Annotated in this window: 21 protein-coding genes and 1 pseudogene; 20 read left to right on the top strand and 2 right to left on the bottom strand. The window is 38.7% G+C overall.

The genetic code is table 11. The features are described 5' to 3' along the window. Window positions 1–42 precede the first annotated feature (42 nt). From LAV82_RS04105 to LAV82_RS04095, 3 genes and pseudogenes are all read left to right on the top strand, one after another. Window positions 43–1,164: pseudogene (locus LAV82_RS04105) on the top strand (ribonucleotide reductase barrel domain-containing protein); the annotation flags it as partial. A 284-nt stretch (window positions 1,165–1,448) separates the two neighbouring features. Beyond that, window positions 1,449–1,880 carry a transcriptional regulator MntR gene (mntR, locus tag LAV82_RS04100; protein WP_013059162.1) on the top strand — a complete coding sequence of 144 codons (432 nt, stop codon included), beginning with the start codon at window positions 1,449–1,451 and terminating at the stop codon, window positions 1,878–1,880. Window positions 1,881–1,981: 101 nt separating this feature from the next. After that, complete coding sequence (locus tag LAV82_RS04095) at window positions 1,982–2,863, top strand: patatin-like phospholipase family protein (protein WP_016765549.1); 882 nt, start codon at window positions 1,982–1,984, stop codon at window positions 2,861–2,863. A 30-nt stretch (window positions 2,864–2,893) separates the two neighbouring features. Here the strand turns inward: LAV82_RS04095 and LAV82_RS04090 are convergent, their stop codons facing one another. Together LAV82_RS04090 and LAV82_RS04085 are read right to left on the bottom strand one after the other, a co-directional pair. Next, window positions 2,894–3,292: an SA1362 family protein gene (locus LAV82_RS04090; protein WP_013059160.1), complete on the bottom strand. Its 399-nt coding sequence runs from the start codon at window positions 3,290–3,292 to the stop codon at window positions 2,894–2,896. Window positions 3,293–3,340: 48 nt separating this feature from the next. Next, complete coding sequence (locus tag LAV82_RS04085) at window positions 3,341–4,297, bottom strand: DUF1385 domain-containing protein (protein WP_013085002.1); 957 nt, start codon at window positions 4,295–4,297, stop codon at window positions 3,341–3,343. Window positions 4,298–4,610: 313 nt separating this feature from the next. Here LAV82_RS04085 and LAV82_RS04080 point away from each other — a divergent pair, with 313 nt between their 5' ends. The 17 genes from LAV82_RS04080 to nusB all read left to right on the top strand — a co-directional run bounded on the left by LAV82_RS04080 (window position 4,611) and on the right by nusB (window position 16,343). Continuing rightward, a complete protein-coding gene (locus LAV82_RS04080; RefSeq protein WP_029320228.1) occupies window positions 4,611–5,147 on the top strand; it encodes a YqhR family membrane protein in 537 nt (178 codons plus the stop codon). Between the two features lie 121 nt (window positions 5,148–5,268). Beyond that, window positions 5,269–5,706: a type II 3-dehydroquinate dehydratase gene (gene aroQ / locus LAV82_RS04075; RefSeq protein WP_013059157.1), complete on the top strand. Its 438-nt coding sequence runs from the start codon at window positions 5,269–5,271 to the stop codon at window positions 5,704–5,706. Window position 5,707: 1 nt separating this feature from the next. Continuing rightward, a complete protein-coding gene (locus LAV82_RS04070) occupies window positions 5,708–6,766 on the top strand; it encodes a M24 family metallopeptidase (protein ID WP_499715675.1) in 1,059 nt (352 codons plus the stop codon). A 19-nt stretch (window positions 6,767–6,785) separates the two neighbouring features. After that, window positions 6,786–7,343 carry an elongation factor P gene (gene efp / locus LAV82_RS04065; protein ID WP_013059155.1) on the top strand — a complete coding sequence of 186 codons (558 nt, stop codon included), beginning with the start codon at window positions 6,786–6,788 and terminating at the stop codon, window positions 7,341–7,343. A 135-nt stretch (window positions 7,344–7,478) separates the two neighbouring features. Further along, entirely contained in the window at window positions 7,479–7,760 is a 282-nt protein-coding gene (locus LAV82_RS04060) for a YqhV family protein (protein WP_013059154.1), read from the top strand. 65 nt (window positions 7,761–7,825) lie between these two features. Further along, window positions 7,826–8,773, top strand: a complete 948-nt coding sequence (spoIIIAA, locus tag LAV82_RS04055) for a stage III sporulation protein AA (protein ID WP_211077301.1) — start codon at window positions 7,826–7,828, stop codon at window positions 8,771–8,773. Window positions 8,774–8,779: 6 nt separating this feature from the next. Next, complete coding sequence (gene spoIIIAB, locus LAV82_RS04050) at window positions 8,780–9,292, top strand: stage III sporulation protein SpoIIIAB (protein ID WP_013059152.1); 513 nt, start codon at window positions 8,780–8,782, stop codon at window positions 9,290–9,292. A 19-nt stretch (window positions 9,293–9,311) separates the two neighbouring features. Next, window positions 9,312–9,518, top strand: coding sequence for a stage III sporulation protein AC (gene spoIIIAC, locus LAV82_RS04045; RefSeq protein WP_013059151.1), 207 nt, complete (start codon window positions 9,312–9,314; stop codon window positions 9,516–9,518). 20 nt (window positions 9,519–9,538) lie between these two features. Further along, the gene (gene spoIIIAD / locus LAV82_RS04040) at window positions 9,539–9,922 is read left to right on the top strand and encodes a stage III sporulation protein AD (RefSeq protein WP_013059150.1); all 384 of its coding nucleotides are present in this window, start codon (window positions 9,539–9,541) and stop codon (window positions 9,920–9,922) included. 24 nt (window positions 9,923–9,946) lie between these two features. Next, window positions 9,947–11,131, top strand: coding sequence for a stage III sporulation protein AE (gene spoIIIAE / locus LAV82_RS04035; RefSeq protein ID WP_013059149.1), 1,185 nt, complete (start codon window positions 9,947–9,949; stop codon window positions 11,129–11,131). A 5-nt stretch (window positions 11,132–11,136) separates the two neighbouring features. Further along, a complete protein-coding gene (gene spoIIIAF / locus LAV82_RS04030; RefSeq protein ID WP_013059148.1) occupies window positions 11,137–11,757 on the top strand; it encodes a stage III sporulation protein AF in 621 nt (206 codons plus the stop codon). Further along, the gene (gene spoIIIAG / locus LAV82_RS04025) at window positions 11,754–12,416 is read left to right on the top strand and encodes a stage III sporulation protein AG (RefSeq protein WP_499715674.1); all 663 of its coding nucleotides are present in this window, start codon (window positions 11,754–11,756) and stop codon (window positions 12,414–12,416) included. The genes spoIIIAF and spoIIIAG overlap by 4 nt, the downstream gene beginning before the upstream one ends. A gap of 7 nt (window positions 12,417–12,423) precedes the next feature. Next, entirely contained in the window at window positions 12,424–13,074 is a 651-nt protein-coding gene (locus LAV82_RS04020) for a SpoIIIAH-like family protein (protein ID WP_223268967.1), read from the top strand. Between the two features lie 352 nt (window positions 13,075–13,426). After that, the gene (gene accB, locus LAV82_RS04015) at window positions 13,427–13,933 is read left to right on the top strand and encodes an acetyl-CoA carboxylase biotin carboxyl carrier protein (RefSeq protein ID WP_211077302.1); all 507 of its coding nucleotides are present in this window, start codon (window positions 13,427–13,429) and stop codon (window positions 13,931–13,933) included. Between the two features lie 12 nt (window positions 13,934–13,945). Continuing rightward, window positions 13,946–15,298 carry an acetyl-CoA carboxylase biotin carboxylase subunit gene (gene accC / locus LAV82_RS04010; protein ID WP_013059144.1) on the top strand — a complete coding sequence of 451 codons (1,353 nt, stop codon included), beginning with the start codon at window positions 13,946–13,948 and terminating at the stop codon, window positions 15,296–15,298. Between the two features lie 29 nt (window positions 15,299–15,327). Then, entirely contained in the window at window positions 15,328–15,729 is a 402-nt protein-coding gene (locus LAV82_RS04005) for an Asp23/Gls24 family envelope stress response protein (RefSeq protein WP_013059143.1), read from the top strand. A 221-nt stretch (window positions 15,730–15,950) separates the two neighbouring features. After that, a complete protein-coding gene (nusB, locus tag LAV82_RS04000) occupies window positions 15,951–16,343 on the top strand; it encodes a transcription antitermination factor NusB (protein WP_013059142.1) in 393 nt (130 codons plus the stop codon). The last annotated feature ends 46 nt before the right edge of the window (window positions 16,344–16,389 follow it).

The following is a 16,389-nucleotide window of genomic DNA, read 5'->3' as shown; positions in this document are numbered from 1 at the left end:
GTAAGAGGTAGAGGATAAAAAGCCTTTACGATAACAAATTTGGAACAACCACTTGCACCATTCTCTGTCTGCAACTTAGCTGCTGTTAACTTAGCGCAAATGGCAGATAAAGAAACGAAAACTGTTAACTTTGAAAAGTTACGTCAAACGGTTGAAACGGGCGTTAGAATGCAAGATAACGTTATTGATGCAACTCCTTATTTCTTAGAAGAAAACCAAAAGCAAGCTCTTGGCGAACGCCGCGTTGGCCTTGGTGTAATGGGTCTTCACGATCTTCTTATTTATTGTGAAACAGAGTACGGCTCAGACAAAGGCAATGAGTTAGTAGATAAAGTGTTTGAAACAATTGCAACGACGGCTTACCGCGCGTCTGTAGAGCTTGGAAAAGAAAAAGGAAGCTTCCCGTTCTTAGTGGGCGAAACAGATGCTGAAACGGCTTCTTTACGTGAAGCATTTACAAATACAGGCTTCATGAAAAAAATGCCTGAAGATATTCGTGAAAACATTAAAGAGAACGGTATCCGAAACTCTCATTTATTAACAGTAGCGCCAACAGGCAGTACTGGAACAATGGTTGGGGTGTCAACGGGTCTTGAACCTTATTTCTCATTCTCATACTTCCGAAGCGGCCGTTTAGGTAAATTTATTGAAGTAAAAGCTGATATCGTTCAAGAGTATTTAGATCAGCATCCAGAAGCAGATCCAAACAACCTTCCTGAATGGTTCATTTCAGCTATGGAACTTGCACCACAAGCTCACGCGGACGTGCAATGTGTGATTCAGCGCTGGATTGACAGTTCAATTAGTAAAACAGTAAACGCTCCTCGCGGTTACACAGTAGAGCAAGTTCAAAAAGTGTACGAGCGTCTGTATAAAGGCGGGGCAAAAGGCGGTACGGTGTACGTAGACGGCAGCCGTGATGCACAAGTCTTAACGCTAAAAGCAGAAGAAAATACGTTTGATGAAGAAATTGAAGCGCCAAAAGAAGAAACGAAACCGCACGTTGTGCTAGTTGATACAATTAATGAAATTCGTTCAACTGATGTAACAATCGGTTCTGAAGTAGGTAATACTTGTCCGGTTTGCCGTCAAGGAACGGTAGAAGAAATGGGCGGATGCAACACATGTACAAACTGTGGTGCACAGCTGAAATGCGGCCTTTAATTTTGAACATGATTGACTAGTAAAAGCTGACTCAAACGAGTCAGCTTTTATTATGTATAAAAATGGGGCATAAATAAGAAGCGGGATCGAACGGTTCTTGTATTTGAATAAGCATTGTAGTATGATTTTAATTGAATGTCTTTTATCCAGTTTTATCTTATGACATCGCTTTATTTACACGTTTTTTTCACATAGATTATCAAACATGAACACGATATCACTATAAGAAACAGACATTTATGACTTATTATTAGCAATACATAATATTAATTGGGGGAGATTTCATGCCTACACCGAGTATGGAAGATTATATTGAACAGATATATATGCTAATTGAAGATAAAGGATACGCTCGAGTGTCTGATATTGCTGATGCATTGGCGGTTCACCCCTCATCTGTAACGAAGATGGTTCAAAAGCTAGACAAAGATGAGTACTTAATTTATGAAAAATATCGAGGCCTTGTTTTAACAGCTAAGGGGCAGAAGATTGGAAAACGTCTTGTTTATCGCCATGAGCTTTTAGAGCAGCTGCTGCGCATCATTGGCGTAGATGAGACAAATATTTATGATGACGTAGAAGGAATTGAACATCATTTAAGCTGGAATTCCATTGATCGAATTGGAGATTTAGTTCAATACTTTGAAGAAAATCATAACCGTATTCAAGAGCTTCGCAATGTACAAAAACGAAATGAAGAAGAGCAAAAATTATAAGAAAAAAGCAGCGGCCAATAGCGTCACTGCTTTTTTCTTTTTATCATAACTTGTTGCTGAGTCGACTACAAATGTAGAGTGGGTAGTTTGGAGGAGAGGCTGTGTACGTCGACGGAGTGTTTTCAGGTGGCGGTATTAAAGGGCTTGCACTGATTGGCGCGTTACAAGCTCTAGAAGAAAAAGGCTTGATCTTTCGGCGGTTAGCCGGAACGAGTGCGGGTTCCATTATTTGTGCATTTGTAGCAGCCGGTTATACAAGTGAAGAAATTGTTGAAATGATGAATGAAATTGAGTTATCGTCTTTTTTAGATCAAAGAATGTCTTTTTTACCATCAAGCTTGACAAAGTGGCTGTTTTTATATTGGAAAATGGGATTGTATAAAGGAGAAAGGCTTGAAAAGTGGATTGCTGAGAAATTGCGGAGCAGAGGAATTCGTACATTTGCTGATTTGCCTGATCAGTCGCTGCGTATTATTGCGTCAGATTTGACCAACAGTACGATGCTTGTTCTTCCAGATGATTTGCCTAAATATCAAATCGACCCAAATCGCTTTTCTGTAGCAAGAGCCGTTCGAATGAGCTGCAGCATTCCATATTTTTTTGAGCCGGTTAAATTAAAATCTACCCCAAGCAGTTTAATAGTCGACGGGGGCGTGTTAAGCAACTTTCCAATTTTTCTGTTTGATGATGATAAAAGTCTCAAGAAGCGACCGGTAATTGGTGTGAAGCTGAGCCCGAAGGACGAAGAAAGGGAACGGAATAAAATTAAAAATGCCGTTGGTTTATTCAGCGCGCTTTTTGAGACGATGAAAGATGCGCACGATGCAAGACATATTTCAAAACGTCACGAAAAAAATATTATCTTTTTACCTGTTAATCAAGTTTTTGCGACAGAATTTACCCTCACAGAAGAACGGAAGGAAGAGCTGATTGCGTTTGGAAAAAAGCGTACAAGGGCATTTTTGAAAAAATGGTGCTATTAAAAAAACAAGGAGGCTTTTCTCCTTGTTTTTTTAAAAGAATGCTCTATTTTTCTTTTTTCCTTTTTTGCCTTCGATGACGGTCAAGTGTGAGTTGTTTTTCTTTTTCTTTAGCGGTTTCGTTGATTTGGATACCGGGCGCTTATTTGAGCTTCGGTACGTATGCATATCAACTTTGTTGCTTCCTCGCTCTTTTTCTTTTTGACGCAGTTTTGATTGTTTTACTGCGCGCACATAGCCTCTATCTTGACCTTTTGTCTGAGAAGGGCGGAGAATAAACCGATAAACTAAGTAAAACAAAATGATAAACAGAAAAATATAACCTGCTTGACGTAATAAAACAGCTGGATCTGTAATCAACGTAAATGCAAAGCCAATGACTCCTAACCCGATTAGACCATATACAAGTGGTTTCACGAATGGACGTCTCATTTTGTTCACCTCCTAAAATAGTAAAAAAAGAAAGCAAAACGGTGTGGATTAGACAACTTGTTCGTCAGTGGTAGAAGAAAGTTCATTTTCAACGCGTAAAAGTTCTTTAAATGAAGCAATCGCAACTTCAACTTGATCATCTTTTGGTTCTTTGGTTGTTAAAAGCTGAAGCCATAAACCGGGATAACCTAAAAAGCGAAGAAGAGGGACATGACGAACTTTATTGGTTAACTGTAACACTTCAAATGATAAACCAAGGACAACTGGAATTAATGCAAGGCGATCCACAATTCGTAACCAAAGAGGATCCGTTGGAACGAGTAGGTAGACAAACATTCCTACAACTACGGTAAAGAGGATAAAGCTACTTCCGCAGCGATAATGAAGTCGAGATTGTGCTTGCACGGCTTCTACCGTAAGTTCAGCATTGTTTTCATATGCATTAATGACCTTGTGTTCTGCTCCATGATATTGAAACACCCGTTTAATAAGTGGCGTTTGTGAAATCACATAAATATAGCCAAGGAGCAATAATAGTTTAAATACTCCTTCAATAAAAACCTGAGCTACACTTGAAGTGAAAACAGGACGTGTCAACTGTGCTAAAAACACAGGAATCAATGTAAATAGTACTTTCCCGAAAAGAAAGGATATTACACCAATAGTTGCAACGCCAAATATTAAAGATAGTTTTGATTCTTTTTTCTCTTTTTGTTGTTCTTCTGCTACTTGAGCATCATCTTCTGGATTCACGTCATAGCGTTCAGAGGAAAAGTTCAAGTGCTGCGTACCGTTTGCACTGGCTTCAACAATAGCAGCAATTCCTCGTAAAAAAGGAATTTTTTTTAAAGCAGTGAGTACGGAATTTGATTTTCTTTTTGAATGAAAATAATCAATAGATTGATCTTTGCGGCGAATAGCCGTCACCATCATACGTTTGCCACCGAACATGACACCTTCTATAACGGCTTGACCACCATACGCAGGTTTTTGTAATTTAGACATTTCAGGCACCAACCTAACTTAACTAGACTAGACTTCTTAGTGTTTTATATTCTACAGCAAAATCAAATAAACCTCTAGGCGGATGCATGTTATCTAGTTTAGCCAATATTTTTCATCTCCACACCCTTGTTATGAATTTTTTTCCTTTCACTTATAAAATTTGTTTATGAAACTCTGTGCGAAGTAGTTTTAAAATGTCTCTTTGATATCAGGCTCCCTTCTTGCGTATAGGAAGAGTAATAAACGTAAAAACTTAGAAATGAGTCAGTAGGAAATGAGAAAAAAGTTCATACTACATCAAGAGGTGATTAATATGTCAGAACCTAAAGAACAGCATGAAAAAAAACAGGATAACCACCCTACGCATAAACAGGAAATGTCTTTTTTATTTAAAGCCATCTTTATTTCCTTTTTTGGAGGGATTTTCTGGAGCTTTATTGGCTATTTAAATTATCTGTTCAGCTTTAGTGTTATCAATCCAAATATGCTTTTAGATCCATGGGCATTAGGTGATTGGAAGGATAAAGGAATAGGTGTTATCGTCAGTGTTTTTCTTATAGGGGTATTATCTATTGTTGTCGGGTTGTTATACTACGTCCTATTAAAGAAGTTTAAAACAATTTGGATAGGTTTTGCTTACGGCTTATTATGGTGGGCAATTGTATTCGTTGTTTTGAATCCGCTCTTTCCCAACTTAAAAACAATTGGAGAGCTTCCAGCTAACACGATTATTTCATCCCTCTGTATTTATATTTTATATGGTGTATTCATCGGATATTCCATTTCTTTTGAAGCTGCAGAGCTTCAAACAAAAGATGAATCTACAGATTTTCAAACGGCGAATAAGTAGTGTGAATGTTCCAACGTATGCTAATATATTCTATATAATGATTTAAAAAGAAAAATAAAGTGCAAATTCACATAAGTGAGCTGCATAAAGGGTTCGTAGTAGGGGAGAGTGTTGAATTAAGATGAATAAGATTTTAGTAATAAACGGTCCTAATTTAAATCGTTTAGGCGTACGCGAACCAGCGGTATATGGGACAGATAATCTTCAAAATCTTGAAGAGAAGCTTCAGCGAGCAGGCAGAGACCATGGGGTAGAAGTTGAGTGCGTACAGTCTAATCACGAAGGTGTAATTATCGACTGGATTCATGAAGCGGATGAGAAATTTGATGGGATTATGATCAATCCTGGTGCTTTTACTCACTACAGTTATGCCATTCGAGATGCGATTGCTAGTATATCTGTTCCTGTTATTGAAGTGCATATTTCGAACGTACATAAGCGTGAAGAGTTTCGCCACCATTCGGTGACGGCACCTGTTACACATGGTCAAATTGTCGGGCTAGGTTTATACGGATACGAGCTTGCCCTGCAGGCACTTTTACAATTAAGGGGGAAATAAAATGAAAATCGAAAAACTACGCGAACAGTTTTCAAAGTTGAATGTGGACGGTGTTGTAATTACAAGTGAATATAACAGACGCTATATGACCAATTTCACTGGATCTGCTGGTGTCGTTATCATTTCTGAAGACAAAGCGGCATTTGTAACAGATTTCCGTTATGTTGAACAAGCAACTAGTCAAACAGAAGGTTTTGATATCGTTCAGCACAAGGGTCCTATTGTAGAAGAAGTAGCGAATGTAGTGAAACAATTGGGAATTAAAAAGCTTGGTTTTGAACAGAATTATGTTACATATGGACAGCATCAATTATTTGATAAGCATATCGGCGCGGAACTTGTTCCAATCTCGCACGCAATCGAAAACTTACGCTTGATAAAGAGTGACTCAGAGATTAAGATATTAAAGGAAGCTGCAAAAATAGCAGATGCAGCATATGAACATATTTTAACCTTTGTTCGTCCTGGTTTAACAGAGCTTCAAGTATCTAATGAACTGGAGTTCTTTATGAGAAAACAAGGCGCAACATCTTCATCTTTTGATACAATTGTTGCTTCAGGGCATCGCGGAGCTTTACCGCATGGTGTTGCTTCTGACAAAGTAATTGAAAAAGGCGAACTTGTAACGCTTGATTTTGGCGCATACTATAATGGTTACTGTTCAGATATCACACGAACATTTGCCGTCGGTGAAGTAAGTGATAAGCTAAAAGAAATTTATAATGTCGTACTGCAAGCGCAGCTTAACGGAATGAGCGGCATCAAAGCAGGTATGACGGGTAAAGAAGCAGATGCGCTAACGCGTGATTATATTACAGAACACGGATACGGCCAGTATTTTGGACATTCGACCGGTCACGGCGTAGGGTTAGAAGTACATGAAGGCCCATCACTTTCTGTGAAATCTACAGATGTACTGCAGCCAGGTATGATTGTAACCGTTGAACCAGGTATTTACATACCAGACTTAGGGGGCGTTCGTATTGAAGATGATACGATCGTCACAGCAGAAGGTAATGAGGCATTATCGCACTCATCAAAAGAGTTCATTATTTTATAAAATGTAGGAGGATTTCTTCATGATTTCAGTAAATGATTTTCGTACAGGTTTGACAGTAGAAGTAGACGGAGGTATTTGGCGTGTAATGGATTTCCAACACGTAAAGCCTGGTAAAGGCGCTGCATTCGTTCGCTCAAAACTACGTAACCTTCGTACAGGAGCTGTGCAAGAAAAAACGTTCCGTGCAGGTGAAAAAGTAGGAAAAGCCCAAATTGATAACCGTAAAATGCAATATCTATATGCAAGCGGCGATCAGCACGTATTCATGGACAACCAGTCTTATGAGCAATTAGAGCTTCCGGCAAGTGCAATTGAATATGAGCTAAAATTCTTAAAAGAGAATATGGAAGTAGCAATTATGATGTACCAAGGTGAGACATTAGGTGTTGAACTTCCAAACACAGTTGAGCTTAAAGTAACAGAAACTGAACCTGGTATTAAAGGTGACACAGCTTCTGGCGGTACAAAACCGGCAACTGTTGAAACTGGCTTAACAGTAAACGTTCCGTTCTTCGTAAATGAAGGCGACGTATTAATTATCAACACAACAGATAGCAGCTACGTATCACGCGCGTAATTCGGTCGTGTAAGCAAGCAAACACACAAAAAAGGCAGAGAATCATTCTCTGCCTTTTTTGTGTGTTTTTTTGTGCTAACTCTTCTTTATTTTGCATAGGTTGTACTAAACAACGCAGAGATATAGGAGGGGCTTATGAAGCAGTGGTTGGATCATTTAAACGGTACGGTATTGACGATGGCGTGCCTTCGATTTATTTCTTCATTTATTGAGTTTATTGCCGCTATTTTAATTGTCACAAACAATGATGTGAAAAAAGCGTTAATGATTAATGGAATGTTAGCGCTTGTTGGTCCGATTGTAATGGTGAGTTCTTTTACCATAGGTTTAGTGTCCGTAGCCGATCAATTATCTTTTGGGAAATTAATCATGATTGTAGTAGGAGTGCTCTTCATTTTAATCGGTGTTTTTAAATAAAAGGTAGGCATAAAATGGTCAAGCTTATAATACATTGAAGTGAGTTCAAATATGAGGGGATGAATATGTTAAACGAAATACTTGCAATCTTTCCGCCTAATTTAAAAAAGACTGTTGAATTTTATGTCACAAACCATTCTCATGTACTAGAAGAAATTCGAGTGCGCGTAGGAAGACCTGTCGAATTTACAATCAACAATCAGCCATATTTCGAATCGTATCTTCCAAGTGCAGAAGATGCTTTATTTATCTTAAATAAATTAAGCCAGTTTTCGATTTATATGATTGAAGAAGAATTGAAAAAAGGATATGTCACCATTGAAGGCGGGCACCGGGTTGGACTAGCGGGAAAAGTTGTAACGGAAAATGGACAGGTTCGTGTGATTCGAGATGTATCATCCTTTAATATCCGGATTGCTAAACAAAAGATTGGTATTTCGAATCAGCTTATTCCTTTTTTATACAATCGCTATTGGCAAAGTACGGTCATTATAGGACCTCCTCAAACAGGAAAAACAACCATGATTCGCGATTTAGCCAGAGTAATAAGTACTGGCATAGAGCACTCTAAGATTCCTCCGTTTAAAGTGGGAATTGTAGATGAACGATCAGAAATTGCTGGGGCTGTTAAAGGGGTTCCTCAGCATACATTCGGATCTAGAATGGATTTATTAGACAGCTGTCCGAAAGCTGAAGGTATGATGATGATGATTCGCTCCATGAGCCCCGATGTGCTGATCGTGGATGAAGTGGGAAGTGAAGAAGATTGTAAGGCCGTACTTGAAGCGGGTAATGCTGGCGTTCGTGTCATTATGACTGTTCATGGCTATGACATTGACGATTTAATGAAGCGTCCCACTTTGCAAGCTTTAATGAAACTTCACGTATTCAAAAGGTATGTTGTGCTATCGAACAGCCGAGGTCCTGGAACACTTCAGGCTATCTACGATGAGCACTATAATTCCATGAAAACGTCCGCTGAAAAGTCGCTTATTGAAAATAGTAAAGGGTGATGGTGTATGAAACTGTTTGGTGCCATCTTTATCTTATTTGCTTCCACTTACACAGGATTTGAGTTTGCAAAGCAGCTTAGTGCAAGACCTAGGCAGCTCAGGCAATTAAAAACGGCTCTGCGGTCGTTAGAAGCGGAAATTATGTACAGCAATCGGCCTCTTCAAGAAGTTGCCCATTTGTTATCTCTACAGCTTCCTAATCCTTTGGCCTCTTTATTTAATGAGTTTTCAATGAAATTAAAAGAAGGTACTGAAAGTGTCAAGGAAGCTTGGGAAAAGACGTTGGACCAATTTTGGAAACAAACTGCACTTAAAACGGGAGAACTAGAAATCTTAAAACAATTTGGTGAAACGCTTGGTCAGCATGATCGTTATTCGCAGCAAAAGCATATCTTACTGACGCTGAATCATCTTGAACGCGAAGAACAAGATGCAGTTGATAAGCAGAATCGCTATGAAAAAATGGTTAAAAGTTTAGGCTTTCTATCTGGGTTGCTACTGGTCATTCTATTGATGTAGCGATGGAGGAGGATTGAATGTGGGAATTGATATGAACACCATTTTTCAGATTGCTGGGATTGGTATCGTCGTAGCTTTTTTAGTTACCGTACTCGAACAGATGGGAAAAAAAGATTACGCGAACTGGGTTACCCTCATCGGTTTTATTTATATTTTATTTATGGTTGCTTCGATTGTAGAGGACTTATTTCAAAAAATTAAATCGGTTTTTTTATTTCAAGGGTAGAGGGGTGAGTTGCCATTGAAATGCTTCAAATTGTGGGCTTAGGATTAGTAGCTACGTTTTTGGCTCTTATTTTAAAAGAACATAAATCACCTATTGCTTTTTTACTTGTTGTATTCGTGGGATCCGTGATCTTTCTTTTTTTAATTGATCAAATCTACGAGATTATTAAGATGGTCGAGCGGCTGTCGATTAATGCTCACGTTAACATGATTTATGTGGAAACCATTTTGAAAATTATTGGTATCGCCTATATCGCCGAATTTGGTGCTCAAATTACGAAAGATGCAGGGCAAGGTGCCATTGCTTCTAAAATTGAACTAGGTGGAAAAGTTCTGATTCTCTCCATGGCAATTCCTATTTTAACGGTCATTATTGAAACAATTATTTCAATGCTGCCCAATTAATTTTACTTAATATGAGGTGACGAAATGAAGCGGTGGACGTTTAAAGTGAATATACTCGCTCTTCTTTTGTTCCTCTTTTTTTTCTTTCCAGAAAATGTACAAGCTTCCGAACCCCCGAAGCAGCAAGAACTTGTCAATGAACAAATTGATAAGCTCGGTATCGATGAAGTCAAACAGTTTTGGGACGATATTATTACCCAATACGGCGGCTTTTTACCCGAGAGTCAGAAGGGAAGTTTAGTCGATTTTTTAAAAGGAGAAAAAGAGTTCTCTCTTAAAGAATGGCTAGGAGGTCTTGTAAAGTTTTTATTTCACGAAGTATTAGCAAATGGAAAGCTCCTCGGTACGCTCATTATGCTAACGGTTTTTAGCGTGTTTTTGCAAACGCTCCAAAGTGCGTTTAATCAGCAAACCGTAAGTAAAGTAGCGTATGCGCTTGTATATATGGTTTTGATTATCATTGCTCTTAATAGTTTTCAAATTGCTATCTCTTATGCAACGGGAGCGATTGAGACCATGACCAAATTCATTTTAGCTCTGGTGCCGCTGCTGCTTGCCTTAATGGCATCATCAGGAGGAGTTGTATCGGCAGCCTTTTTTCATCCGATGATTTTGTTTTTAATGAACACAAGCGGTTTGCTTATTCAATACGTAGTGATGCCGCTGCTTTTTCTTTCAGCACTGCTTAGCATTGTGAGTACGATTTCAGATGAGCATAAGGTTACACAGCTTGCTCAGTTGTTGAGAAATATAAGCATTGGTGTGCTCGGAATATTCCTAACTGTTTTTTTAGGAGTGCTGTCCGTTCAAGGGGCCACCTCAGCTGTTGCCGACGGTATTACAATTCGAACGGCAAAGTTTGTTACAGGGAACTTTATACCTGTTGTAGGACGTGTATTCACAGATGCGGCTGATACAGTCATCAGTGCCTCGCTTCTATTAAAGAATTCAGTAGGGATTGCTGGAGTAGCAGTCTTACTGTTAATCGTCGCGTTTCCGGCTATTAAAGTGTTAACGCTCGCTTTTATCTATAAGCTAGCAGCAGCTCTTCTTCAACCTATTGGAGGAGGACCAGTTATTTCCTGCTTGAGCATTATCAGCAAAAGCGTCATCTATATTTTCGCGGCGCTTGCGGTTGTCTCGCTTATGTTTTTCTTATGTTTAACGGTCATCATTACAGCGAGCAACGTCACAATGATGGTGAGGTGAAGAAATTGCAGGCCTTAACGACGTGGATTACTAATATCGTTCTTTTTATCTTATTAGCTACCATTATTAATTTACTGTTGCCCAATTCTAGTTTTCAAAAATATACAAAGCTGGTGGTTGGACTTCTTTTAATGCTGATCATTATTACACCCGTTTTTCAAATTTTTAAAGTGGATGTTAATCAAATGCTGAAATCACTTAGCTTATCATCTATTCGATCTGATCAGCAGGTAGAAAATTCAATAGAAAATCAGAAAAAAGAAATACAAGCTTCACAACGTGCATATATTTTAGAACAAATGGCTGTCCAAATGGAGGCAGATGTAAAAGAGGAGTTGATGGATCAGTATGGTGTAGCAATTGATCGAATTCACATTGAAACAAAAAAGCCGAACGACGAACCTACCGCTGACAATATTAAATCCATTTCAGTTGCCGTAAGTAAAAAAGCATCGGATGATTCCGAGGTTGTTTCAGCTGTGAAAGTTATTTCTATTGATACCTCCACACCGATCGAAACAAACAAACCAACAGAATCCAAGAAATTATCCAACTATTTAGCAGCAAAATGGGATGTAAAACAAGGCCAAGTTGTTGTGAATATGGAGGAGGGAGACACGAAATGAGTCAAAAGCCAGAAAAAGGTGACCCATCATTTTTTCAGCGGTTCTTTTCACTTAAACAGTCATCAACTACGAAGAAACCTTCAAAGTTAATGTATATAGGCATTTTACTAGCTGCAGGCGTTATCTTTATGGTATTTAGCAACTCACTCACAACATCTATGAATTCAAGCGGATTATTAAAGAGTGCAAGCAAAGAAACCAGCGCACCACCGGTATCACAGGATGTTCCCGCTTTTAGCTCCAAAAAGACAACAACGATGACAGGTTATGAAGAGCGGTATGAGGAAGAATTGAAAGATATTTTGGATCAAGTTAGAGGCGTAAGTAAGGTAAAAGTAATTGTGAACCTAGATGCAACAGAATCCAAAATATATGAAAAAAACAGCGTCACAAAATCGCAAACGACCAACGAAACGGACCGTGAAGGAGGGACTCGTAAAGTTGAAGATTCCTCAACAGACGAACAGCTGGTCATTGTGAGAAGTGGAGAACAAGAAAAGCCTGTTGTAGTTAAAACCGAAAAGCCAAAAGTAAGAGGCGTGTTAGTTGTCGCTAAAGGAGCTGATAATATCGAGGTAAAGAAATCTATTATTGAAGCCGTGACAAGAGCGCTCGATATACCAAGTCATAGAGTAGCAGTATTAGCGAAAAAAGGATGAGGGGGAAATGAATATGTTATTAAAAAAGCAAACGGTTTGGTTATTAACAATGTTAAGTTTAGTTGTTGTGTTATCGGTATATTATATGACAACGCCAGAAAATCCTCAGAGTAATGTTGCGCTAGTAGACAATGAAAAACAAAGCGAAAAGCAAGCTGATGACAAGGCTCCTGCAGAAGATACAAAACAACAAGCAGATGAGAAATCAGGAACAAAAGAAGATTCAAAAACTGAAGGCTCAGCAGAAGATGTAAAGAAGGAAACGGCTAAAAATGCAAAAGAATCAGCAGTTGTATCAAGCACAGATAGCGATGAGCTATTTACGGCGCTTCGTTTGGAATTAAATGATGAAAGAAGTCAATTAAAAGAAGAGTATCAAGAAGTAGCTGCATCAAAAAATGTGACGCCTGCGGAAGTAAGCAAGGCGATGGATAAAATTGATGAATTATCAAAGCTCGGGGAAAAAGAAGCCACGCTGGAAACATTAATTAAAGCAAAAGGATACAGTGACGCGCTAGTAAGAGCAGACGGAAAGCAAGTACAAATTACGGTTAAGACAGAAAAACACTCAAAAACAAAAGCAAATCAAATCATTCAGCTAGTCAAAAAAGAAATGGGTCCAAAAGAAGTAGCGGTAGAGTTTCAGCCAACTAAATAAAGGGAATAAAAGAAGTGTGAAACAGCCGTAAATTGGGGTTGTTTACACTTCTTTTTTTATGAAATGACTAAAATCTAAGCGATACGGTAAAAATTTTAACATGGCTTTCTTTTTTTACTTCGGTTATAATAGGTTTCATAATCTTATATTAGTACTAGGTGACAAATGTTTTCATAAGTGTTGTCATCTGTAAAGCTATGTTTCCATTTATAAAACGATAACGCTAAAAAGTTATTATAGAGTAAGTGGAACTTCTTTTTAATGTTTGCCAAACGAATTGAATGGCTGTAGCCATCTGTCGTATTATTAACATTGTAGAGAATTCTATTTTCATGAGGTAGGAGTGTTCAATATGTTAAAAATTCAAGAGATCCGTGAGATCATTAAACTAGTTGATCAATCATCAATCGAGGAGTTCACCTATGAGCACGAAGGCTCCAAAATCAAGATGAAGAAAAAAGACGCAATTGTTTCCAAACAAGCGCAGCAAGTAGTGGTTTCGGCACCTGAACAAGCGGCAGCACCTGCACCGCAGGCAGCAGCGGCTCCAGCGCCAGTCCCAGCAGCACAGTCTGCTCAACCAAAAGAAGAACAAGCGGCCCCAGCGGTTGATGAAAGCTTACATAAAATTACATCTCCGATGGTAGGGACATTCTATGCGTCATCATCGCCAGAATCAGATATATACGTAACTCCTGGAGATAAAGTACAAAAAGATTCGGTTGTATGTATCGTAGAAGCAATGAAATTATTTAATGAAATCGAAGCAGAAGTTAAAGGTGAAATCGTTGACGTATTAGTTGAAAATGGACAACTTGTAGAATACGGTCAACCTCTTTTCTTAGTAAAGCCTGAATAAGGAGCGGTAAATATGATTAAAAAGCTATTAATTGCGAATCGAGGAGAAATTGCGGTTCGAATTATTCGAGCGTGTAAAGAGTTAGGTGTAGAATCAGTAGCTGTTCATTCTCAAGCTGATCGCGATTCTTTGCATGTACAATTAGCAGACGAAGCGTATTGTATTGGACCAACGTCATCTAAAGACAGCTATTTAAACTTTACAAACATTATGAGCGTTGCGATGCTAACGGGCTGTGACGCCATTCACCCTGGATACGGCTTTTTAGCTGAAAACGCTGATTTTGCAGAGCTATGCAGAGAGTGTAACGTTACATTTGTAGGACCAAGTCCTGAAGCCATTAACAAAATGGGGACAAAAGACGTAGCGAGAGAAACGATGCGTGAAGCCGGTGTCCCAATTGTTCCTGGTTCAACTGGAATTGTAGAGTCAGTGGAAGACGGTATGTCGATCGCTAATGATATTGGCTATCCTGTTATTATTAAAGCAACGGCAGGAGGCGGAGGAAAAGGAATCCGCGTTGCGAAAAATGAACAAGAGCTTATTAAAGGTATTGCAATTACACAGCAAGAAGCTGCTACAGCTTTCGGTAACCCTGGTGTGTACATTGAAAAGTTCATTGAGGATTTCCGTCACGTTGAGATCCAAGTGTTGGCTGATTCTCATGGGAATACTGTACATTTAGGAGAGCGTGATTGCTCGATTCAACGCCGTCTTCAAAAATTAATTGAAGAAACGCCTTCTCCAGCATTAGACGAAAAAACGCGTGAATTAATGGGCGATGCTGCTGTTAAAGCCGCTCAAGCCGTTAATTACACAGGAGCCGGAACAGTGGAATTCATTTATGATTACCGTGAAAACAAATTTTACTTCATGGAAATGAATACGCGTATCCAAGTAGAACACCCTGTTACAGAGATGGTGACGGGAGTTGACTTAATTAAAGAACAAATCAAAGTGGCAAATGGTGAAACTTTACCGTTTACGCAAGAAGAAGTGACATTTAACGGATGGGCAATTGAGTGCCGAATCAACGCAGAAAACCCAGAGAAAAACTTTATGCCATCACCAGGTACGATTCAAATGTACTTGCCGCCAGGTGGCTACGGAGTGCGTGTAGACTCTGCTGCATACCCGGGCTATGCAATCCCGCCTTACTATGATTCAATGGTGGCTAAATTGATTGTTCATGCGCCAACTCGTGAGGAAGCTATTGAACGAATGAAGCGCGCGTTAGATGAATTTGTTATCGACGGCGTTGCGACCACTATTCCTTTTCACCAAAAACTATTAAATCATGAAAAATTTGTTAGTGGTGAATTCAACACGAAGTTTCTTGAGCTATATGACGTAATGAATTCTTAGTATAATATAAACTATAGGAGGTGCTGTACATGAATGAAAATCATGTATTAGAAATGGAAGAACACCCAAATTCTCTTGGCAAAGTAGAAATTGCTCCTGAGGTTATTGAAGTCATTGCGGGTATTGCTGCTTCTGAAGTAGAAGGCGTTTCTGCAATGAGAGGAAATTTTGCAGCTGGCGTTGTGGAGAAACTAGGAAAGAAAAACCACGGTAAAGGTGTAAAAGTGGATTTAACAGAAAACGGGATAAAAGTAGACGTATTTTGTATGATGAAGTTTGGGGTGTCTATTCCAAACGTAGCGCAACAAGTACAAGATAACATTCGTCAAGCCCTTAAAAATATGACAGCTATTGATCTCGATGAAGTAAACATTCATATCGTAGGGATTCAGTTTGATACGCAAAAAACTGATATTGAAGAAGTTGAATAAAACAAACGTTTACCTAACGGCTGTTGCTAAAATGGAATAACGTATGATTACTTGTTCCTTTTCAACACAAGCTATGGTAAAGTGAAAAAGACTGTCTCGTCATAAAGACGGTCTTTTTCGTGTTCTACAAACTTCGTATAAGAACAATGAAGTATCGTTTCATAAACTATGCTATTATCTAGGTATACTAGTTGAAGAAGATAAATAAAGGAGCAAAAATAATGAAAAGACATACAGCACGCCAAAAAGCATTACAAGCACTATTTCAGCATGATTTAGGGCAGACCGAGCCAATGGAGGCAATCGGAAATGTTGTACAAAATGAAAAGTCTGATCAATTTTTAGAAAGTCTCGTGCTAGGTGTGGTTGAACATCAGCAAGAAATTGATGAACTTTTACGCAATCATTTAGAAAAATGGACGTTAGATCGTGTAGCCACTGTAGACCGCGTTATCCTACGTATTGCCGTATACGAAATGAAGTATGAAGAAGAAATTCCTACGAGCGTTACGTTAAATGAAGCGATTGAATTAGCGAAAACGTTTGGCGATGATCAATCAAGCAAGTTTATCAATGGCGTATTGTCTAAAGTGTTAACAACTTTATCTAAATAAAGGTTCATCTTGCCAAATCAAGTGACCAAAATGCTTCTCTCCTTTA

The organism is Bacillus sp. ILBB4, assembly GCF_035064545.1.
Classification (GTDB): domain Bacteria; phylum Bacillota; class Bacilli; order Bacillales; family Bacillaceae_H; genus Priestia.
The sequence above is the reverse complement of the archived record's forward strand: the minus strand, read 5'-3'. Positions and strand labels throughout refer to the sequence as shown.